Below are 21,810 nucleotides of genomic sequence, written 5' to 3' on the forward strand. Positions count from 1 at the left end.
GTCCGGGCTGTGCGGGTGGTCAGTCCATTCGGCGCGTTCGCTTTCTCGGGTTCTGCTGATGGCGCTCGCCCTCGGCCTCTCCCATCCGGTCGCGGCCCAGACTTCGGCCATGCGCATTGGCTACGTCGACATGAAGCGGTTGCTCGACAATGCCCCGCAGGTTGTTGCAGGGCGCCAGAAACTCGAACGCGAATTCGCGCCGCGTGACACAGCCCTGAACGCCGACGAGATGAAGCTGGTCGCCATGCGCTCCCGCTACGAGCGCGACAGCGCCAGCATGGATCGCACCGAAGCCGAGGCGCTGAGGCGGGAAATCGATGCGCTCGACCGTTCGATCAGGCGCAACCGCGACAATCTGCGCAGCGAATTGAAGACGCGCAGCGACCAGGAGCTCGACCGCAGCTGGCGTGAAATCAACAACGCCGTCATCGAGTTTGCGCGTGAACAGGGTATTGATCTGATCGTGCCCAGTCCGGTCATCTATGCCAGCCCGCAAATAGATGTCACCGACCAGGTGCTTGAGCGGCTGAAGCGCAAGCACGCCAACAAGGCAGGCTCGCCATGAGCACGGCGCCGACCCGGTTCACGGTAGCGGAAATCGCCAATCGCTTCGGACTGGAAGTTCGGGGAGATCCCTCCCTGGTCATCAGCGGCGTCGGCACCCTGGCCGCCGCGCAGCCCGATCAGATCAGTTTCCTGGCCAACGCCCGCTATCGCTCCCAGCTGGCCACATCGACCGCCGGCGCCGTCGTCGTGCGCAAGGGTGAAACAGCAACAGGCAGCGGCAGTGCGCCCACCTGGCTGGTGGCCGCGGACCCCTATGTCGCCTTCGCCAGGATTGCTGCGCTGTTCGACCGCGGTTCGGCGCCGAGCCCCGGTGTTCATCCGAGCGCGATCATCGCAGCGACTGCCCGGATTGCCGATTCGGCGTCGATCGGGCCGTTTTGCGTCATCGAGGAGCGGGCCATCGTCGAGGACGGCGCGGAGTTGGGCGCGCACTGCCATATCGGCCCGGATTGCCGCGTGGGAGCCCAGTCGCGCCTCTACCCACGAGCGACCCTGGTCACCCGTGTATGCCTGGGCAAACGGGTCCTGGTTCACTCGGGCGCCGTGCTCGGCGCGGATGGGTTTGGCCTCGCCTTCGACTCCGACCACTGGATCAAGGTACCTCAGCTGGGCGGTGTGCGGATCGGCGATGATTGCGAAATTGGCGCCAACACCACGATCGACCGCGGCGCGCTTGAAGACACCGTGCTGGAAGAGGACGTGCGCCTGGACAACCAGATTCAGGTGGCCCACAACGTGATGATCGGGGCGCATACGGCGATCGCCGGTTGCGCTGCGATCGCAGGCAGCACGCGAATTGGCCGAAACTGCCTGATCGGCGGCGGGGCTGGCATAATTGGCCATTTGACGATAGCCGATCGCGTCACCATCACCGCGATGAGCCTGGTCACCCATTCCATTCGTGAGGCCGGCGAGTACTCGTCGGGTACGCCGATTCAGGAGAGCCGACTCTGGAGACGCAACGCAGCGCGCTTCAAGCATCTCGACGAACTGGCACGAAACGTCGCAGACAATAAGAAGGGACACCGCAATGACTGAACCGAAATCGTCGACAGAGCAAGGGCCGATCGACGTCCGGCGCATCACCCAGCTCCTGCCTCATCGATTCCCGTTTCTGCTGATCGACCGCGTCGTCGAATACGAAGCCGGCAAGCGCCTGACCGCGCTCAAGAACGTGACGTTCAACGAACCGTTCTTCCAGGGGCATTTCCCAGGCCATCCTGTCATGCCTGGCGTACTTGTCATCGAAGCCCTCGCCCAGGCCTCCGGCGCCCTGGTGCAGCTATCGGCCAGTCAGGACCCGAACCAGCCGGCACTCTTCTATCTGGTCAAGATCGACAAGGCGCGATTCAGCCGGATCGTGGTGCCGGGCGACCAGCTCATGCTCGAAGTCGAGCAGAAACGGACTCTGCGCCGCATGGGACTGTTCTGGGGGCAGGCCAAGGTGGACGGCGAGGTTGTTGCGGAAGCCGAACTGCTGTGCGCCGAACGGAGGGAAGGATGATCCATCCGACAGCCCTGGTCGACCCGAGCGCACGCATTGGCGAAAACGTCAGCATCGGTGCCTTCAGCATCGTGGGTCCTGACGTCGAGATCGGTGACGGCACAACGATAGGTTCGCATGTTGTCATCGAAAGCCAGACCCGGATCGGAAAGGACAATCGCATCTGGCAATTTGCCTCGCTCGGATCCGCCCCGCAGGACAAGAAGTTCCACGGTGAGGAGTCCCGCCTGGAGATCGGTGACCGCAACGTGATCCGCGAGTTTGTCTCGTTCAACCGGGGGACGGGTGACGGCGGCGGGCTGACCCGGATCGGCAATGACAACTGGCTGATGGCCTATGTGCATATCGCGCATGACAGCACGGTTGGCAACAACACCATTTTCTCCAATGCCTCTTCCCTCGCCGGGCACGTGACCGTGGATGACTGGGTCATCCTCGGGGGATTCACCCTGGTCCATCAGTTCTGCCAGGTCGGTGCGCATGCCTTTACCGCCATGGGCGCGATCATCAATCGCGACGTTCCGCCGTATGTCACGGTTGCCGGCAGCTTTGCCGAGCCGAAGGGCATCAACTCCGAGGGATTGCGCCGCCGCGGCTATTCCCCGGACCGCATCATGGCCATCAAGCGCGCCTATCGCACACTCTACAATTCGGGGCTGCCGCTTGCCGAAGCCCGCTCCGAACTGGCTCGTGCCGCCGAAACAGCGCCCGATGTGAAGCTCATGCTCGAATTCATCGAGCGCTCGCAACGCTCGTTGGTGCGTTGAACGAAGGGAATAGGGAATGGAGAATCGGGAATAGTATTGGCTTCCCGCGGCTGACCGAGCGAAAACCGAATACCCGATGTCGAGTAAGCATCTTGCAGGCTGCGCATGGGCTCCGCCCCATAACGTTGCCGTAATCTCCCGGAATCGCACGAACCCATGACCGATTCCCCAATCCCCATTCCCGATTCCCGGTCCTTTGTCCTTGTCGCCGGCGAATCATCGGGCGACTTGCTTGGTGCCGGGCTGATTCAATCGCTGCGCATGCGATTTCCCGATGCGCGTTTCGCAGGTATTGGTGGACCGCGCATGATTGCCGCCGGGCTGGACGCCTGGTTTCCGGCAGAGCGCCTTGCCGTGATGGGACTTGCCGAGGTCTTGCGCCATCTTCCCGGCCTGCTCAGGATCCGGCGCGCAGTGCGCAGGCGCACGCTGGCGCTGCACCCCGATGCCTTCATCGGCATTGATGCTCCCGATTTCAATCTGGGACTGGAGCGCAAGCTCAAGCAGGCGGGCATTCGCACCATCCACTACGTCAGCCCTTCAATCTGGGCCTGGCGCGAGAATCGGGCATCGAGGATCGGACGGAGCGCCGATCGCGTCTTGTGCCTTTTTCCGATGGAACCCTCCGTTTATGCGCGACACGGTGTCGACGCCCGCTTTGTTGGCCATCCGCTCGCGGATTCGTTCGATCTCGAACCGGACCAGGACGCGGCGCGCGCCAGCCTGGGCCTGCCGGCCAACGTCCCGGTACTGGCGATGTTGCCCGGCAGCCGCCTCGGTGAAATCAGGCGTCTGGGTGCGGATTTCATCGCGGCAGCCGCATTGCTGGCGAAGGAAATACCCGACTTGCACGTCGTGGCGCCGATGGCGAATGATGCCTGTCGGGATGCATTCGCCAATGAACTGGCGCGCGCGGGATTCGGGATTGGAGAGTCGGGATTCGCAGCGCGAACGGCAAGTCCGGACGTAGTCGAGCTTCATCCCGGATCCCCCATCCCGAATCACCCATCCCTGCCCTCGATAATCGTCCTCAACGGCCACTCGCATGCTGCGATGATTGCCGCCGACGCCGTGCTGCTGGCCTCGGGGACGGCTGCACTGGAAGCCATGCTGGCCAAGAAGCCCATGGTCGTCGCCTACCGTCTGGCCGCGCTGACCCATCGCATCGTCAAGGGTCTCGGCATCCTGAAGGTCGATCGCTATTCCCTGCCGAATCACCTTGCCGGTACCGATCTGGTGCCGGAGTTGATGCAGGATCAATGCACTCCCGCAGCACTGGCCGATGCCCTGCGCAACAGCCTGCGCACCCGATCCATTGCGCCGGACGTGCTGGCCGAGTACACGCGCCTGCATCGCGAGTTGCGCGGCGACGCCAGCCGCGACGCTGCGGCAGCCGTCATCGACTGATGGCCCGGCGCAAGTCACCGGATTCCCTGGCTGCGGGCGACGATCTGTTCGCCATTCCGCCAGGGCCTGTCGACCGCATCGCCGGTGTGGACGAGGCAGGCCGCGGGCCTCTGGCCGGTCCCGTCGTGGTTGCCGCCGTGGTGCTCGATCCGGAACGGCCCATCAGCGGACTCGCCGACTCCAAGGTTCTGGGCGCGCATCAGCGGGAGCAGCTTGCGCTGGAAATCCGCCATTCGGCCATGGCGTGGTCGCTGTGCGTGGTCGAGGCCGATGAAATCGACAGGCTCAATATTCTCGCCGCGACCATGGCTGGCATGTCGCGTGCGCTTTGCGCACTACCGTTTGTGCCAGGCCTGGCCTTGATCGACGGCAACCGCCTTCCCGGGAACCTGCCGTGCCCGGCCAGGACGATCATCGGTGGCGATGCGACCGAACCCGCGATCAGTGCGGCATCGATCCTTGCCAAGACCGAACGCGACCGCATCATGGTCGAGATGGATCATGTCCATCCCGGCTATGGCTTTGCCCGGCACAAGGGCTATCCGACCGCCGCCCACCGGGATGCGCTTGTCCTGCTGGGACCCTGCGTTCAGCACCGGCGCAGCTTCGCGCCGGTGCGCAACGCGCTTCAGGCCCGGAACAAACCCGACAGCGAACGCTGTGGCGGCTAGTTAGCCGTCAACCCACAACGCGCTCTGCGGCGCAAGCTTGTCCGACCAGCACGTCGCCGCTACTCTGTCGTCTCCTCACGTTTGTTGCCGCCATGCCCGCGGATTTTGTCCACCTGCACGTCCACAGCGAGTATTCGCTGGTCGACTCGACGATTCGCATCGACTCGCTGGTCGCGGGCTGTGCGGCGTCCGGCATGCCAGCGGTCGCGCTGACCGATCAGGTCAACCTGTTCGCCCTGGTCAAGTTCTACGCTGCCGCCGAGAAAGCGGGCATCAAGCCCATAGCCGGCTGCGACGTCTGGATCGAGGATCCTGCGGATCGTGCCAAGCCGCATCGAGTGACCCTGCTTTGCCAGGATCTGGAGGGCTACCGAAATCTCTCGCGTCTGGTCTCGCGTGCCTGGTCGCAAGGTCGGCATGGCGATCTTGCCCTGATCGAGAGCAGTTGGCTGATCGAAGCCAACCGGGGACTCATCGTTCTTGCCGGTCGCGAGAGTGAACCGGGCAAACTGCTCGTGAACGGTCGCGAAGAAGCTGCCCGGGAGTGCGTGCGCGAGTGGCAGCGACACTTCCCCGACCGACTTTATCTTGAACTGGTCAGGACGCAGCGCGCTGACGAAGATGTCCACGTAGCCGCAGCGGTCAAGCTTGCCGTCGAACTGGCTATCCCGGTCGTGGCCAGCAACGACGTGCGCTTTCTGAGGCAGGATGACTTCGAGGCCCACGAGGCACGTGTCTGCATTCACGATGGCCGCGTGCTGGCGGATCCGAAGCGGCCGCGTTTGTATTCGGCCGAGCAGTATCTGAAATCCCCGCAGCAGATGATCGACTTGTTCGCCGACCTGCCGCAGGCGATCGAGAACACCGTCGAACTGGCCAAGCGCTGCAATCTCGAACTGAGTTTCGGCACCTACTATCTGCCCGATTTTCCGATTCCCGACGGGCACACCCTGGATTCGTGGATCCGCAGCCAGTCCCGCGAAGGCCTGGCCATGCGCCTGGAAAAACAGTCGCCCGCAGCAGGTTTCACGACAGACGACTACCAGCGACGCCTGGAAACCGAAGTCGACGTGATCGTAGAAATGGGATTCCCCGGCTACTTCCTGATCGTTGCCGACTTCATCAACTGGGCCAAGAACCACGACATCCCGGTCGGACCCGGACGCGGCTCGGGTGCCGGTTCGGTCGTCGCCTGGGCACTCGGCATCACCGATATCGATCCGCTGCGCTACGGCCTGCTGTTCGAGCGCTTCCTCAACCCCGAACGCGTTTCCATGCCCGATTTCGATATCGATTTCTGCATGGACAAGCGCGATCGCGTGATCGACTACGTGGCGGAGAAGTACGGCCGCGATCATGTCAGCCAGATCATCACGTTTGGCACCATGGCAGCCAAGGCCGTCTTGCGCGACAGCGGACGTGTCCTTGGCATGCCCTACGGCCAGGTCGATCGAATCGCCAAACTGATTCCGATGCGCCCGCTCGATCTGAGCCTGGAGGATGCGCTGGGCCGCAGCGAAAAATCAAAAAGGGAACCCGACCGGGTCGTCAGCGATTTCTGCAGCGAGTACGAGAACGACGATGAAGTACGCGACCTGGTTGATCTCGCCCTCAAGCTCGAAGACCTGACCCGCAATGCCGGCAAGCATGCCGGCGGTGTCGTCATCGCGCCGGGGCCACTGACCGACTACGTGCCGGTCTACAGCGAGGCCGGCGGCGGTGGCGCTGTCACCCAATACGACAAGGACGATGTTGAAAAGGTAGGCCTGGTCAAATTCGACTTCCTCGGCCTGCGCACGCTGACCATCATCGACTGGGCGGTCAAGGCGATCAATGCAAGACGCGCGAAAACGGGCGAAGCGGCGCTCGATATCAGCCAGTTGCCGCTTGACGATGCGGCCGTGTACACCCTGTTCAAGCGCGCCCAGACGATTGCGGTCTTCCAGTTCGAGTCACGCGGCATGCAAGGCATGCTCAAGGACGCCAGGCCTGACCGGTTCGAGGATCTGATCGCGCTCGGCGCGCTCTATCGCCCTGGCCCGATGGACCTCATTCCCAGCTACTGCAAGCGCAAGCATGGTACCGAGACGATCGAGTATCCCGACCAGCGTGTCGAACCGGTGCTGCGCGAGACCTACGGCATCATGGTCTACCAGGAGCAGGTCATGCAGATGGCCCAGATCGTGGGCGGATACTCGCTCGGCGGCGCCGACCTGCTGCGTCGCGCGATGGGCAAGAAGAAAGTCGAGGAAATGGCCCGGCACCGCGCGATTTTCCGCGATGGCGCAGCGAAGAACGGTGTCGACGAACGCATGGCCGATGCGGTGTTCGACACCATGGAAAAGTTCGCCGGCTACGGATTCAACAAGTCGCACGCGGCCGCCTACGCGCTGGTGTCCTATCAGACAGCGTGGCTGAAGACGCACTACCCGGCCGAGTTCATGGCTGCCGTGCTCTCGGCCGACATGGACAATACGGACAAGGTCGTCAATCTGCTCGGCGAGGCGCGTGCGATCGGACTTGAGGTATTGCCTCCCGACATCAACGCATCCGGCTACAAGTTCCACGCGCTCGATGCGGATGCTGCAGGCCACGCGTCGAAAACCATTCGCTACGGCCTCGGCGCGCTCAAGGGCGTTGGCGAAGGTGCCATCGAGAATGTGGTGAACGCTCGCGCCAGCGGCGGAGCGTTCAGGGATCTCGGCGATTTCTGCCTGCGCGTGGACTCGCAGAAAATCAACAAGCGCACGCTCGAAGCGCTGATCCTGTCAGGTTCGATGGATGCGCTGGCTGGCAATCGCGCCAGCCTGATGACGCAGTTGCCCGAGGCCATGCGCGCTGCCGAACAGCAAGCCCGCAACCTGCAGGCCGGACAGAACGACATGTTTGGCGCGGCCAGTCCGGCGGCCGTGTCGATCGAGTTGGCCGAAGTCGAAGACTGGCCTGCGGAAAGGCGTCTGGCCGGCGAGCGCGATACGCTGGGACACTATCTTTCCGGCCACCCGACCGATGCCTGGCGGGAATTGCTCGCCAGAGTGGTGACCTGCCCGATCGGCGAACTCGACAAGCATCACAAGCCGCAGGAAGGGCGCAGCCGATTCGGCGGAGGCCAGTCGTTTACCCTGGCTGGATCGGTACTGGGCATGCGCAAGCAGGGTGAATCGCGCGCCTTTGTCCAGGTGGAGGACTATTCCGGTCGTTTCGAAGCCGTGCTCTATCGCGAAGCCTGGTCCGAATTCGGCCCCCTGCTGAGCCGCGATGCCATTCTCGTTTTCGAGGGAACCCTGTCGATCGATGATTTTTCGGGCAACTATCAGCTGCGCACGCAGCGGATCAGCACGATCGAATCGGCCTGCGAACGGCAGGCCCGCCTGCTGCGATTGCGCGTGAACGGGATCGGTGACGACTTTGCCACGCGCCTCTATGCGGCTCTCGAAACCAGCCGCGGTGGCAGCACCCCCGTGCGAATCGCCTTCAGCAATGAAAGTGGGCGTGGCGAGATCGAACTCGGACCGGAATGGCGCGTCCGCGCCAGCCCGGCTCTGGCTCGGGCAGTCGCCGGGCTGGACGGCGTCATCGAGGCGGAATTCCTTTACGGGCAGCCGACAGGCTGAAAGACTTGCGACTGGCTCACGCCGCCACGCGAACCGCTATACTCTCGCTCTTGTGATTCAAACAGCGCCGAATGAACCCTAACTTCCTCGAATTTGAAGCGCCGATAGGCGAACTCGAAGCCAAGATCCAGGAGCTGCGTCACGCCAGCCATGGTCAGGCATTCAATATCGAGGACGAAATCGGCAAGCTGCAGGACAAGCTGAAGACCCGCACGGCGGAAATCTTCCGCAACCTGAGCCCGTGGCAAATCGCCCAACTGGCCCGGCATCCCGCGCGTCCCTACACACTGGACTACATCAAGGTCATGTGTGAAGAGTTCCACGAACTCGCCGGTGACCGCGCCTATGCGGATGACGCCGCCATCGTCGGTGGAATCGGTCGTATCGACGGCCGCAGTGTCATCCTCATCGGCCACCAGAAGGGGCGCGACACCAAGACCAAGATCCGCCGCAATTTTGGCATGCCACGCCCGGAAGGCTATCGCAAGGCACTGCGCCTGATGAAACTGGCCGAGCGCTTCAAGCTGCCCGTTCTGACCTTCATCGACACCCCCGGCGCGTATCCGGGCGTCGGTGCCGAAGAACGAGGCCAATCCGAAGCGATCGCGCGCAACCTGATCGAGATGGCCGAACTGAAGGTTCCGATTGTTTGTACCGTGATTGGCGAGGGCGGCTCCGGCGGCGCATTGGCCATCGGCGTGGGCGACCGCACGCTCATGCTGCAGTACTCGACCTACTCGGTCATTTCCCCCGAAGGCTGTGCCTCGATTCTCTGGAAGACTGCAGAGAAGGCCAAGGACGCCGCCGCAGAACTCGGCATCACGGCGCACAGGCTGCTCGAGCTCGGGCTGATCGACAAGGTCGTGCGCGAACCGCTGGGCGGTGCACACCGAAACCCGCGTTCGATGGCTGTCCGCCTCAAAGCCGTCCTGCTCGGCCAGCTTGCCGAGCTTGAAACGCTTGATACGGCTGCCCTGCTCGATCAGCGCTATCTGCGCATGCGTCGACTCGGCGCCTACAAGGATGGCTAGGGACGGTAAAGGCAACGCTGATCAAGTGGCGCAGCCGTCACGATACCTGTCTGCGTGCAGATCGCGGCGCGCTGGCGCAGATGGACTGGCCGTCCTTCAAGGCAGCGCAACAATGAGCTACGCGCAGACAGGTGTTGCCCAACCGATTGTTTTGTATTGCTACTGGTGGCTTTCAGAAGGCCCGCCAGCAGCACCGCAAGTCTTGCCAAGGCAACCAGCCTTCACTGCACCTCGCAGCACTGCTGGCAGACCTTCTGAATGCCATGACGGTTGTGCCACTTGATCAGCGTTGCCTTAACGTGCTCGACTTGCCGCGCTGGCGAGTTCCCGTCCTTCTGCATGCATCGCGCAGGTCCAGGGGCCAGGCGCGGAGATGGTCGAAAAAGCTTGAGCAATTCGATCACTGGCCTCTCGTCGCCGCTACGTCGTCGGCATATTTGCCGACACCTGCCTCGGACTCGTTCGAGCAGGGAATCCCGAGCAAGCTCGCTCAGTCGGAATCGGGCACGTCGACCCTGCCTCCGATATTTCGGTGAGACACGTCGCCGCTTCCGGACGAGCGGACGGTCAGGTCGCCACGCACGCTGATAGCGCGCAGGTCGCCAGAGCCGATCCTTCCGACCGTGACGCTGCCCTGCACGTCGTCGATGTTGACATCGCCGGAACCGATGCGATCGACTTCGACGCTGCCGCTGACGTCACGCAGATCCAGATCACCGGAACCCACCCGGCCGACCGTGACGTCTCCACCAATCCTGCGCAGGTCCACGTCACCTGACGAGACCGATCTCAGATTGACCGGCCCGACGTTGGCGCCGGTAATGTCGCCCGAACCCACCTCGATATCGAGGCCGCCGCTCACGTTGTCGATGTCCAGATCGCCGGAGCCGCCGTCGTAGCGCAGTCTTGCCACATCGCGTACATCGATATCACCGGATCCGTTGTCGATCTCGATGGCCAGATCGAGCGGCACGCGAATCTCGATATCGAGGTAGGCATAGTGGGAGCCGAACAACGAATAGGTCATCCCCGTATCGCGGCCGATTTCCAGCACGAGCCTGTCGCCATCCCTGCGCTGTTCGACGCGAAGCCGGTCGAGATCCTCGGGGCTGGATGCGCAGGCACGCCCACGCACTTCGATCCGTCCGATGTCGGCTACGCCGCGCACGCGCACATCGCTGGACCCGTTCTTTGCGACCAGACTCATCAGGCCCGCGCGATCGACATCAAAGGAACGATCGGCCTCATGCGTGCACAGGGTTGCCGAGGCTTGGGCCGAAAACAGCAGGAAGGATGCAATCAGTGGCAAACGCATGGGTGTCTCCGGAGGAATGATTGCTACTTGGATACCTCGAGTGGCGAAATGGTTTAGACGTTCAGTTCGCCGGGTCGTGCTTCCGGCGCAGGCCAGTCCAGGGCCATGCGGCACGATGTCCGGATTGGGGCATCCGATGCGCGAATGCGGACACCTCGGTCGGCGTCGCGAACACGGACATCCGGTTGAGGCAACTCGGAACAAATCTCTTCTCGTCATTCCAGCGAAGGCCGGAATCCAGTTCTGCCCTTGATCTACCAGCAGAAAACAGGAACTGGATTCCGGCCTTCGCTGGAATGACGGCTTGTTCGAACACTGCCTTGGCCCTCCGCTCGACGCCACCCTCGCCTCTGGCACGATTCCTGCCGCATGCCATGGCAACAGCGCCCCGATACCGGGGTATCCAACGCGAGAATCCGCTGCTCACGGACCCCCACAATGAACTCATTCTTCAACGATCTGATTGCAAGTGCCCGATCGGTCTGGCGGCGCCCTGGCGCGAATGCACTTCTGATCGGCGTGCTCGCACTTGGCATCGGTAGCGCGACAGCCATGTTCAGCGTAATACGCCCGGTCCTCCTGCAAGGCCTGCCGTACGCAAATCCCGAGCAGCTTGTCTACGTCTGGGAGACCGATCTGGCCAATGGCGAATTGACCGGCGGCGCATCGTTTCCTGACCTCGCCGACTGGCGACAACGGGCGCGTTCCCTGGCCCGATTCGCAGCCTACGCCCGTGGCAATGCCAGCATCAGCACTCCCGGTGGCGCTCCGCGCCGCATTCTCGCCCTCAACGCATCCCACAACCTGGCCGAGGTGCTTGGGCTGGAACCGCTGCTGGGCAGGAACCTGGTCGCCGAAGACGATGTTCCCGGCGCCGCGCCGGTCGCACTGCTCAGCGAGGCGCTTTGGAATGGCTCCTTCGGCAAGGATCCCGCAATAGTCGGTCGCTCCCTCGAAATTGACGGCAAGCCGGTTCGCATCGTTGGGGTCATGCCTTCCGGCGGGCCCTGGGCGATGCGCGGCGATATCTGGCGGCCAGTCGTACCGACCCAGCTCAACTTCCTCGAAGAGCGCGGCGTCCACAGCCTGAGCGTGGTGGCGAGACTGGCTGCCGGTGCAACGATCGAGCAGGCCGACGAGGAAATGAGCGCGATCGCGACGGCACTGGAGCAGGAACACCCCGAAGAAAACGTGGGTCGCAATGCGCGCGTTGTCGGCATGCACGCCTTTCTGCTCCGCGACCTGAATCGACCGATGAGCCTGCTCGCCGCCGCTGTGGCCGTGCTGCTGCTCCTGACCTGCTGCAACGCGGCGATCCTGCTGCTCGCCCGGACCGGGGCCAGGGAGGCGGAATTGGGCTTGCGCTGCAGTCTCGGTGCAGGCCGCCTGCGCCTGATGGCCCAGTTGGGCGCGGAGAGTCTGATTCTGGCCCTGCCTGGCGCCCTGCTCGGGATAGCCCTGGCCTATGCGGCACTGCAACTCGTGGCCGGGCTGAGTCCGATTCCCGCGCTGAGTCCCGAGCAGTGGCGGCTGGATCGCCATGCCATCGCGTTCACCGTGCTGGCCGCGCTGCTGGCCGCCGTGCTGGCCGGGACTGTTCCGGCATGGCTGTATTCGCGTGTGGACCCGGCCCGGGCCCTGGGCGGTTCACGCGGGTCTGCCGCCGTTGGTGGAGAGCGGGTTCGCAACTTTCTGGTGGGTGCCCAGATCGCGGTCGCCCTGACCCTTCTGCTCGGCGTCGGCGTGCTCCTGCGCAGCTATCTGAACATCTCCAGGATCGATCCCGGATTGCGCGCTGAAGGCGTTGCCAGCGTCTCCCTGGCACTGCCCGCCTCACGCTATCCGATGCCGCCGCTGACCGAGTATCCATCCTGGCCCGCGGTGACGCAGGTGATCGACGCCCTGCTCGAGCGAGCCAGAGCCATCCCTGGCGCGGAATCCGTCAGCATCACCCAGCATGCTGCGCTGGCACCCGCGTGGACAACCAGCATCGAAGTTGAAGGGCGTGAGGTGCCTGAACAGACCCATGAAGAAATCCAGCTCAGCGCAATCAGTCCGGGTACCTTGCAGACACTGGGCATCCCGTTGTTGGCCGGTCGCGATATCGAAGCGACCGATCGGGCGGATTCGACGCCGGTGATCCTGATCAACGAAGCCACTGCAAGCCGGTTTTTCCCCGGCGCGAATCCGGTCGGAAAACGCATCCGTTTCTGGCGCACCTGGCGTGAAGTCATTGGCGTGGTCGGCAATGTCCGCAGCGATGGCCTGACCCGGCCCGCCGAACCGGCCATGCACGCCCCGCTGGCGCAAACGCCCATGTCATCGATGACGCTGAACGTCAGGACATCGACCGATCCGGCATTGCTGCTGCAGCCGATGCGCGAGGCGATCCGGGCCGTGGAACCAGGCGCGGTTCCCTACGATGAAGGCAGCGTTGCGCAGCGTCTGGCCGACCTGCTCGCACCGCAGCGCTTCGCATTCGGGCTGGGCAGTCTGCTCGCCTTGCTCGCCGGCGCACTGGCACTCTCGGGCCAGGTCGGACTGATCGCAGTCGAGGTACAGCGCCGGCAAGGCGAAATAGGCGTGCGGGTCGCCCTGGGTGCACGACCGATCGATGTCCTGCGCAGTGTCCTCGGACGCTCCTTGCGCGCAACCGCTATCGGCATGCTGGCCGGATTGATCGCCTACTTGCTGGCTGCACCGCTGGTTGAACATTTTGCCTACGGCATCGCTGCACGCGACGGCGTGGCAATCACGCTGGTGATCCTGGCATTCATCGCAAGCGCAGGCCTGGCCAGCGCATGGCCGGCCTGGCGGGCGTTGCGCATGGATCCGATGCAGGCATTGCGCTCGGACTAGCTGCTGCCACCGCTGGCAACGATATCGGCGGCAACGGGTTTTTCCTCGGCCTTTGCGCGGGCCCAAAGGCTCTCCTGTTGGACCAGCGAATGGTCTTGCAATCGCATGCCCGACTCGGCAGAAAGCGATTCCATGCGACGGAAACGACGCTCGAACTTCGCGTTGGCATGCCGCAGCGCTGTCGACACGTCGACCCGGGCGTGGCGCGCGAGGTTGGCGCACACAAACAGCACGTCGCCGATCTCATCCGTCAATCGGGCCGGGTCGGCGCCTGCGCTGAACTCTTCGCGAACCTCCTCGAGCTCTTCGTGCAGCTTGTCTAAAACCGGGTTGACATCGGGCCAGTCGAAACCGACCGTCGCAGCGCGCTTCTGCAGCTTGATCGCCCGTTGCCATTCGGGCAGGCCGCGCGCGATGCCGGCAAGCGCACTGCGATCCATGTCACCACCGGCTTCGCGCTCACGCTGCTTGATCGCCTCCCAATTCACCAGCACCTCTTCGGCAGTGTCTGCCTCGGCCCCGGCAAACACGTGCGGATGCCGGGCGACCATCTTGTCGCAAATCGATGCCACCACATCGTCAAAGCGGAAGTGCCCGGCCTCTTCGGCCATGCGCGCATGGAATACTACCTGCAGCAGCAAGTCGCCCAGTTCATCGCGTAGATCGTCGTAGTCGCGGCGATCGACGGCATCGGCGACTTCATAGGCCTCCTCGATCGTGTAGGGCACGATGGTTTCGAAACTCTGCTTGATGTCCCAGGGACACCCGTCTTTCGGGTCGCGCAGGCGCGCCATGATCGCCAGCAAGTCGTCTATCGTTCGCATCGGGTGTTCCTCGGGTGCAGGTCATTTGGCGACGGGACACGGCAAAACCTGAATACCCGGTCGCAGGCCATGCTGCCGAGCCTGATCGCTTCTGGCAAGGCAACCCGCATGGATCGTTCTTGCCTGCCGTGGCTCGGCTGGCTGCTGCGCGGCAAACTGGAGCAGGCGAATCCCTGCAAGACAGCCTATTATTCGGGCTTTCCCCGCATTCCTGATCTCAGGGAGAGTATCGCCATGATCCTTCACCGCAATCTTTGCATGCTGGCCATGTTCGCGCTGGTCCCGGCCGCACCCCTGCTCGCTGCCGCAGAACAGGCAACGACGCTGGACTACTCCGATTTCGCCAACGTTCCGAAGCAGGCCGGAACGGGCTACAGCATCGATTCGAAAGTCCCGATTGTCGGACTGAACGGGCAGTTCACGATCGAGGTTTATGGAGAGAGCATCGCGGCCGACGGCTCCGATCTGCTGAGGGTGCGCGTCCATGAAGTGCCTGCGGTCAAGGCGCTGGAGGATATTTCGACGAGCAGCACCTTTGCCAAGGCGATTGGCACTTCGGCCACCAATACGGTCGAGTCGTTGGGCAAGGTCGTCACCGATCCGGTCGATACGCTGAAGGCCGCACCCGCAGGCGTGGGCCGCTTCTTCAAGTCGATCGGCAACAGCGTCAGGAACGTGGCCACCGGCAGCGATGGCAGCAGCGCCACGGATGCCACCAAGGAAGCGCTGGGGATCAACAAGGCGCGCCGCGGTATCGCCAGGAAGGTCGGCATCGATCCCTACACGCGCAATGCGATCGCCGCCAAACGCCTCGGCACGCTGGCCAATGCGGCATTCGCTGGCGGTGTCTCGCTGGACGTGATCGTGGCGGTCGGCACCGGCGGCCTGAGTACGGCCATTTCGGTCACCAGGACGGTCAGCGACCTGGCCTGGAGCCTGCCGCCCGAGGACATCCGCGCGCGCAATGAGGCCGCCCTGCATGCCCTGGGCGTCAGCGATGCCAATACCAGGGCATTGCTGGGCAACACCTGGTATACGCCTACCCTGGCGCTGGCCCTGGTCGAACGGCTCAAGGCACTCAAGGTTGGCTCCGGGCACGACACGTTCGTTGCGCTGGCCGCCACGTCGGAATCGGAAACCGAAGCACGCTTCTTCATCGAGCAGCTGCGCATGGCGCATGACTACAGCATGGATGGACACGCTTTGGCTGCCATCGAGACGCCTGCTCAAATGGCAGTTTTCCGCACCGCCAATGGCGGCGTGTTCGCGCCTGCCGCGCTCGACTACGTTCCCTGGTCAGAACAGGTGCAGGCATTCGCCGATCGTCACACCGCGAGCAAGGGCGAGCATGTGCTGTGGCTGACCGGGCAATTGTCACCGGATGCGCGCAAGGGATTGAAGGAGCATGGCTGGAGCATCCGCGAACACGTTGTCGCTTCGGGTGGCAGCTGAGCGTCGTCGTGGTGTTGCCGGATTGTCGAATGCGATTCGCGCTGCAAGGCCAGGAAGCCAGGTGACGCGATCAGGAAGACCTGGCTCCGAGGTTCTCGCCTCACCCGAGCAACAAAAAAAAGGGCCAGCCTGCACGCGTGCAGGCTGGCCCGTTGCATTCCGGCGAACTATTCGCTGGACTTGTTGTTCCGCATCGCCGTCTCGAGCTTCTTGACGTCCGCTGGCGAAAGCTGCGGTCGATCCACCTTGAGCGTCAACTTGTTCAGCTTGGCTGTCAACGGGAATGGTGGCGTGTAGTCGGCATCATTGACGCCGGTCAGCGTGTCCGAACCGATATCGAAGCTTTCATCCCACTGCAGGATCATCGGCAGCGTCTTTTCCATCTTCCTGGTCGCAACGACCTTGCCGTCGACGCTGAGTGTGCCCGTACCGGGGCGGCCGAGTCCGCTCATGTTGTTGTAGGCCAATGTGCCCGCACCGAGTCCGTCGTACTTGAAATCGAACGTGACCGTGTGCTGACCCGGTGTCAGCGCGTCCTGCCCTTCCCACTTGATCCGTTCAAGGTCAACCATGTTCCAGAGGAATACCGGCTTGCCCTTGAGCAGGTAAAAACCATAGCCGGCGAAACGTCCGCCCGAAGTGAGAATCATGCCTTCGGCGCCGCCCTGAGGTACGGTGATGTCGGCGGTTATGGTGTACGAGCTGTTGAGCAGAGCCGGCGAATCGCCCTGTGGCAGCCCGACCATGGGATGCGTGTAGCTGAACTCCGTACGTCCGGCCGTGATGTTCGGGCGCGGCGCCACGATGCGCGCGGCCACCGAGGCATCCATCGGGAACACCTGATACTTCTTCGCTTCCTCGATGAAGACCTTTTTCAGTTCCTTGACCTTCTCCGGATTCGCGTCAGCAATGTTGTTCGACTGGCTGAAATCCTCGTTCAGGTTGTACAGCTCGAGCACCTGGTTATTGAGGGGATCCGGATTCGCGGGACCAAAGGCTTCCCACGGCGCACGATTGACCTTGGTGCTGAGCAGCCAGCCCTTGTCGTAGAGCGCCCACTGACCCATCATTTCGAAGTACTGGACTTCGTGACGTGAAGCGACCTTGGCATTTTGCGCATCGAAGGTATAGACAAAACTCGTGCCTTCGATCGGCGCCTGCTTGATGCCATCCACGGTTTCCGGTGCGGGGATGCCGGCAGCTTCGAGGATAGTCGGCACGACATCGATGACGTGCATGAACTGTTCGCGCAGGCCGCCCTTGTCCTTGATCCGGTTCGGCCAGGAGACCACCATGTTCTGGCGGATGCCGCCGAGCTTGGACGCGTTCTGCTTGAACCAGGTGAACGGCGTATCAAAGGCCCATGACCAGCCCGCCGACATGTGGTTGTAGGTCTGTTCGGTACCCCAGACGTCATACCACTTCATCTGCGTTTCCACCGGCAGCATGTTGAGGCCATTGAAGAACGCCACCTCGTTCGGCGTGCCGAGCGGACCACCTTCGGCGCTGGTGCCGTTGTCGCCGTTGATATAGATGATCAGGGTATCGTCGAGCTTGCCCATGTCCTCGATGGTCTGGATCACGCGACCGATTTCATGGTCACTGTAGGCCGCATAGGCGGCGAACACTTCGACCTGGCGAATGAAGAGCTTCTGTGCTTCCGGAGTCAATTCGTCCCAGGGCTTGAGCACGTCCTTCGGCCAGGGCTCCAGCTGGGTATCCTGCGGAATCACGCCGAGCCGCTTCTGGTTCGCGAAGATGCGTTCGCGCAGCTTTTCGTAGCCGTCATCGAACAGATGCATGTCTTGGATCTTCTGAACCCATTCCTTGGTCGGGTGATGCGGTGCATGCGTGGCACCCGGTGCGTACTTGACGAAGAACGGCTTGTCGGGCTGGGTCTGGTTGATCATGTTCAGATGTTCGATGGCGTCGTCTGCCATGCCGGTGACGAGGTTCCAGCCCGGCTTGCCTTCGAACGGGTAGATCTGGGTCGTGTTGCGGAACAGGTTGGGCTGCCACTGATTGGCGTCGCCACCGACGAAGCCATAGAAATACTCGAAGCCCATGCCGATCGGCCACTGGTCGAATGGGCCGACCTGGCTGGCGGCGAAGGCGGGCACGTTGTGGTCCTTGCCGAACCAGGATGTGGCGTAGCCATTGTCGAGCAGGATGCGACCGATCGTGGCCTTGTCCTCGGCGATGATGCTGTTGTAGCCAGGGAATCCGGTCGACTGCTCGGAAATGACGCCGAAACCGGCGGAATGGTGATTGCGCCCGGTGATCAGCGCCGCACGTGTCGGCGAACACAAGGCGGTCGAATGGATATTGTTGTAACGCAGGCCGCTCTGAGCGAGCCGGTCCATCGTGGTGGTCGGAATCACGCCGCCAAAAGTGCTCGGCACGCCGAAGCCCGAGTCATCGGTGATGATCAGGAGCACATTGGGCGCCTTTTCGGGCGGCGTGATTCGCGGTGGCCACCAGATCTTCGAATTCAGCGCATCGTCCTTGATCACGCCGCCGAACTTCATGTCCGGTGCAGGCAGCTGCTTGCCGTCGATGACACGAGTGGCACTGGGCGATCCGGGCGTACCCTGGACCCTGTCTTCTGCCATCGCGCCAAGCGATAGCAGACTCAAGCTGCACAACAATGATACGAATACCCTAACTAAACATCGTTTCATGCAAATTCTCCCGTTCGCGACAAATGCATCCAACCAACACCCGTTGGTCAATTCGAAACCGATCAATCTGCCAGTCGTCTTCAGAGTCCGTTTCAGCCAGCTCGCAAGCATTGCTCGACAGCAAAGGATCTTCGCGCACACCTGCTGTATTCCGAGTACACGGAATCGCCCCCCATTGCACTGGAAGCCGAACCATCGGCAGCATCAGGATAGCGCATCGAACCGTGATATTGGCTAACTCCAGCTTGAAAACTACTACCCAATCTCCACTGGTCCGTTGACGCAGATCAAGAACCCCCCAGCAACTCGCTTTCGACCCTCGTCGCCTTGGGGATCCGTGGTCCGGTCGCCACTCTGCGTCGACTTCCACGAGCCTGATCAAGCCCCGGGCAGGCCACTCCGCCATGCCAGGAAAGCGTCGTTATCGACTGCAGAGACAATCAACGCCGTCTCACTCGGAAATCCGGTTTCCAGTGCCCCCCTCCCCGACTGCATTCAAGGTTGGGTTCCCCAATTGCGACAGCCCCCCGGCCGGAGTGCGGCTGATCACCGACGGCGCAGCCGACCTCGATCCTGGCAATCAGATGCGGCGAAGCTCTGAATCACGGCCTCCACCGCTCTTGAGCGGCAACTGGCCAGTACAAATCTCTCGCTCGAATTCGAGTTAGCTGCCGCCGCTCCCGGCGTGCTGCATCCCGACAAGACATCCGATTGAATTGAAACTGCGGAACACCGACCTGCTCTGGGCACTGCCCTTACTCGGATTCACGCAATGCATCAAGACGCTTCGAGTATTCGGCGGCCTTCTTCTCGTGACCGGACCGCAACTGGTAGGTCGCCATCAGGCTCAGCAGGCCGGGATCATTCGGATTGCTCAGCAGCGCTTTTTCCAACGCTTCGATGGCCTTCCCCGGTACGCCACCATCGTTCAATGCAATCGCATTGACATAGGCGAAGTAGGCATCTTCGGGAGCCTGGCGCACGGCCTCGGCGAAGTACTTCAAGGCTTCCTCGGCGCGCTTCTGGCGAATCAGGGTGAGGCCCAGGGAAAAATTGACGGCTGCATCTTCGGCGTTCGCCGTCAGTGCATCGCGCAGCGTCTGCTCGGCGCGCGCGTCGTTGCCTTGCGCCCGGTAGAGATCGGCAAGGTTTATGCTCGCAGTCGAAAATGTCGGATCAATGTCAAAAGCCGTGCGCAATGCCGTTTCGGCCTGCTGGAATTTGCCCTGGGCCAGATACAGGGTGCCAAGGTTGCTTTGCGCATGGGCGCGGTCGGCTTCGAATTGCTGCGCAGCAATATATTCCTTCAAGGCGGAATCGAAGGCAGCTCGATCAGAGGGCGACAATTGTGCTTCGGCTTCACCGACCAGCGCCCTTGCCGCGTCCATGCGAACGATCTTCGATGAATCGCGAAGCATGCGCGGCAACGTGCCCAGGCGTGTTGGCGCATCGGCTTCGGCCAGCACGCCGACTGCAGCCATGCGAACATCGGCATCGGGATCGGACAGGCCCTTGGCTGCAGCGCCCAGAGACAGCGGCGTAGGCGCATTCGCCATGCGGCGGAAGGCGCTGGCCCGGATGATGGCGGGTTGCGCGGGATCGCCTGCGATGTTGGCAAGCCTGGATCGCGAGCCCGGCTCGCCACGCCCGGCCGACGCAAACGCCTCGGCAAAGCTCTGGAACCCGGGCTTCGCATCGGGATACCAGTCGGCAAGCGCCGCCTGCGCCCACTCCGGCGACTTGTCCGAGTGGCAGGCATTGCAGGCGTTTGGCGTGCCCATGCTGATCGTGCGATCGGGGCGAGGAATCCTGAAGCTGTGGTCGGCGCGCGCGTCATTGACCATGTATACGGTGTCGGGCATGTGGCAGGCCGCGCATCGCGCGCCCTCGCTGCCGACCGCATGGTGACTGTGCGCTGGCGTATCAAACTTGCCAGGCAAGTGGCAGGTGGAGCATACGGCATTGCCGACAGCTCGCAATTCGCCGGAATGCGGTTCATGACAATCCGAGCAGGTCACCCCGCGCGAGTACATTTTGCTCTGAAGAAACGAACCGTGGATGAAGACCTCGTCGCGCTGCTGGCCGTCGTCGTAGTACAGCCCGGGTTCGATCAGGGCGGGACGGAAGGCCTCGTGGAAATCCTGGCCGGCCACGAAGTCATCGGAGTTCTGACCCCGGCGTGCATGGCAGCGCGCGCACACTTGAATCTCCCTGTCGTGCTTGCGTGGCTTCGAGCGAACCGCATTGCCGGTCTCGGCGTTCAATATCCAGCTTGCACCGTGGCGTTCGTCCAGGTCGACCGTCAGACCCATGGATGGGCCTGCCTCCTGTTCGCCCTCGCCCTTTTCCGCCCATTCGATGTGACGCGACCCCGGTCCGTGGCACGCCTCGCAGGAGACATTGATCTCGCTCCAGTCTGTCGCGAATGAGCGCGTATCGGCATCGTAGTTCTTGCGCAAGTTGGTGCTGTGGCAGTCGGCGCACTGGTAGTTCCAGTTCTGATCGACGCCAGTCCAGTGCAGCGGATCGCCCGGCTTCAGCACCTGGTCCGGGTACAAATGGAACCATTTCTGGCCACCTTCTGCCCCGCTGCGCGTGTCCCAGGCAATGCCGAGAGCCTGGATGCGGCCTCCGGGCAACTCGATCAGGTATTGCTGCAACGGCTCCAGCCCGAACGTGTACTTGACCGGATACTCCGCGAGTTTTCCATCAGGGCCATCGGTGCGGACGAAGTAGTGGCCATCGCGCTGGAAGAATGTCGACCGGACACCATCCTTTTCGAAACTTGCACCGGAGAAATCGCCAAGCACGCTGTCTGAATCTGCAACCTGCATGGCCTTCGCGTGCTGCGATCCCGTCCAGGCCTCGTGCTCGGACGCATGGCAACCCGCGCATGCCTGGTTACCGACAAAGGCCGGTTTCGGCTGATCGGGCGGCGAGTCCGGCGTTATCCGTTCGATGGCTTCAGGGCGACGGTCAACTGCTTTCTGTTCCTCCAGAAACAACCACCCGACTGCAGCAGCAACGATGATCAGCACAGCCAGCAACCCGATTGTCGGCAATCGCTTGTTCGCTGCTTGAGGCTCGGATTTCTTCATGTCACGGCTGCGATTGCTGG

At 62.6% G+C, this 21,810-nt stretch carries 14 protein-coding genes; 10 read left to right on the plus strand and 4 right to left on the minus strand.

Going from position 1 to position 21,810, the window contains the following annotated elements; translation table 11 throughout:
• The first annotated feature begins 58 nt into the window (after nt 1–58).
• The 8 genes from R3F00_RS03510 (at nt 59) to R3F00_RS03545 (ending at nt 9,561) form a co-directional block, all read left to right on the plus strand.
• Complete coding sequence (locus tag R3F00_RS03510; RefSeq protein WP_371280327.1) at nt 59–565, plus strand: OmpH family outer membrane protein; 507 nt, start codon at nt 59–61, stop codon at nt 563–565.
• A complete protein-coding gene (gene lpxD / locus R3F00_RS03515; RefSeq protein ID WP_371280328.1) occupies nt 562–1,605 on the plus strand; it encodes a UDP-3-O-(3-hydroxymyristoyl)glucosamine N-acyltransferase in 1,044 nt (347 codons plus the stop codon). The genes R3F00_RS03510 and lpxD overlap by 4 nt, the downstream gene beginning before the upstream one ends.
• Nucleotides 1,598–2,071 carry a 3-hydroxyacyl-ACP dehydratase FabZ gene (gene fabZ / locus R3F00_RS03520; protein ID WP_371280329.1) on the plus strand — a complete coding sequence of 158 codons (474 nt, stop codon included), beginning with the start codon at nt 1,598–1,600 and terminating at the stop codon, nt 2,069–2,071. Before lpxD ends, fabZ begins: the two co-directional genes overlap by 8 nt.
• On the plus strand, nt 2,068–2,838 hold the full coding sequence (gene lpxA, locus R3F00_RS03525) for an acyl-ACP--UDP-N-acetylglucosamine O-acyltransferase (RefSeq protein WP_371280330.1): 771 nt from the start codon (nt 2,068–2,070) through the stop codon (nt 2,836–2,838). Before fabZ ends, lpxA begins: the two co-directional genes overlap by 4 nt.
• A gap of 156 nt (nt 2,839–2,994) precedes the next feature.
• Nucleotides 2,995–4,245 (plus strand): lipid-A-disaccharide synthase, encoded by a 1,251-nt coding sequence (lpxB, locus tag R3F00_RS03530; protein WP_371280331.1) that lies wholly within the window; start codon nt 2,995–2,997, stop codon nt 4,243–4,245.
• Nucleotides 4,242–4,916, plus strand: coding sequence for a ribonuclease HII (locus tag R3F00_RS03535; RefSeq protein ID WP_371280540.1), 675 nt, complete (start codon nt 4,242–4,244; stop codon nt 4,914–4,916). The genes lpxB and R3F00_RS03535 overlap by 4 nt, the downstream gene beginning before the upstream one ends.
• 92 nt (nt 4,917–5,008) lie before the next feature.
• Nucleotides 5,009–8,530, plus strand: a complete 3,522-nt coding sequence (gene dnaE / locus R3F00_RS03540; protein ID WP_371280332.1) for a DNA polymerase III subunit alpha — start codon at nt 5,009–5,011, stop codon at nt 8,528–8,530.
• A 71-nt stretch (nt 8,531–8,601) separates the two neighbouring features.
• The gene (locus R3F00_RS03545) at nt 8,602–9,561 is read left to right on the plus strand and encodes an acetyl-CoA carboxylase carboxyltransferase subunit alpha (protein WP_371280333.1); all 960 of its coding nucleotides are present in this window, start codon (nt 8,602–8,604) and stop codon (nt 9,559–9,561) included.
• A 490-nt stretch (nt 9,562–10,051) separates the two neighbouring features.
• Here R3F00_RS03545 and R3F00_RS03550 read toward each other — a convergent pair whose 3' ends face one another.
• Entirely contained in the window at nt 10,052–10,876 is an 825-nt protein-coding gene (locus R3F00_RS03550; protein WP_371280334.1) for a DUF4097 family beta strand repeat-containing protein, read from the minus strand.
• Nucleotides 10,877–11,314: 438 nt separating this feature from the next.
• Here R3F00_RS03550 and R3F00_RS03555 point away from each other — a divergent pair, with 438 nt between their 5' ends.
• Entirely contained in the window at nt 11,315–13,735 is a 2,421-nt protein-coding gene (locus R3F00_RS03555; RefSeq protein ID WP_371280335.1) for an ABC transporter permease, read from the plus strand.
• On the opposite strand, the gene mazG is transcribed toward R3F00_RS03555, so the two are convergent.
• On the minus strand, nt 13,732–14,559 hold the full coding sequence (gene mazG / locus R3F00_RS03560) for a nucleoside triphosphate pyrophosphohydrolase (RefSeq protein WP_371280338.1): 828 nt from the start codon (nt 14,557–14,559) through the stop codon (nt 13,732–13,734). The genes R3F00_RS03555 and mazG overlap by 4 nt on opposite strands.
• A gap of 108 nt (nt 14,560–14,667) precedes the next feature.
• Here mazG and R3F00_RS03565 point away from each other — a divergent pair, with 108 nt between their 5' ends.
• On the plus strand, nt 14,668–16,011 hold the full coding sequence (locus R3F00_RS03565; protein WP_371280339.1) for a hypothetical protein: 1,344 nt from the start codon (nt 14,668–14,670) through the stop codon (nt 16,009–16,011).
• A 167-nt stretch (nt 16,012–16,178) separates the two neighbouring features.
• On the opposite strand, the gene R3F00_RS03570 is transcribed toward R3F00_RS03565, so the two are convergent.
• Together R3F00_RS03570 and R3F00_RS03575 are read right to left on the minus strand one after the other, a co-directional pair.
• Nucleotides 16,179–18,623 (minus strand): arylsulfatase, encoded by a 2,445-nt coding sequence (locus R3F00_RS03570; protein WP_371280340.1) that lies wholly within the window; start codon nt 18,621–18,623, stop codon nt 16,179–16,181.
• An 824-nt stretch (nt 18,624–19,447) separates the two neighbouring features.
• Nucleotides 19,448–21,790: a tetratricopeptide repeat protein gene (locus R3F00_RS03575; RefSeq protein ID WP_371280341.1), complete on the minus strand. Its 2,343-nt coding sequence runs from the start codon at nt 21,788–21,790 to the stop codon at nt 19,448–19,450.
• Nucleotides 21,791–21,810 lie beyond the last annotated feature (20 nt).

The organism is Dokdonella sp. (assembly GCF_041395345.1).
Lineage (GTDB): Bacteria > Pseudomonadota > Gammaproteobacteria > Xanthomonadales > Rhodanobacteraceae > Dokdonella.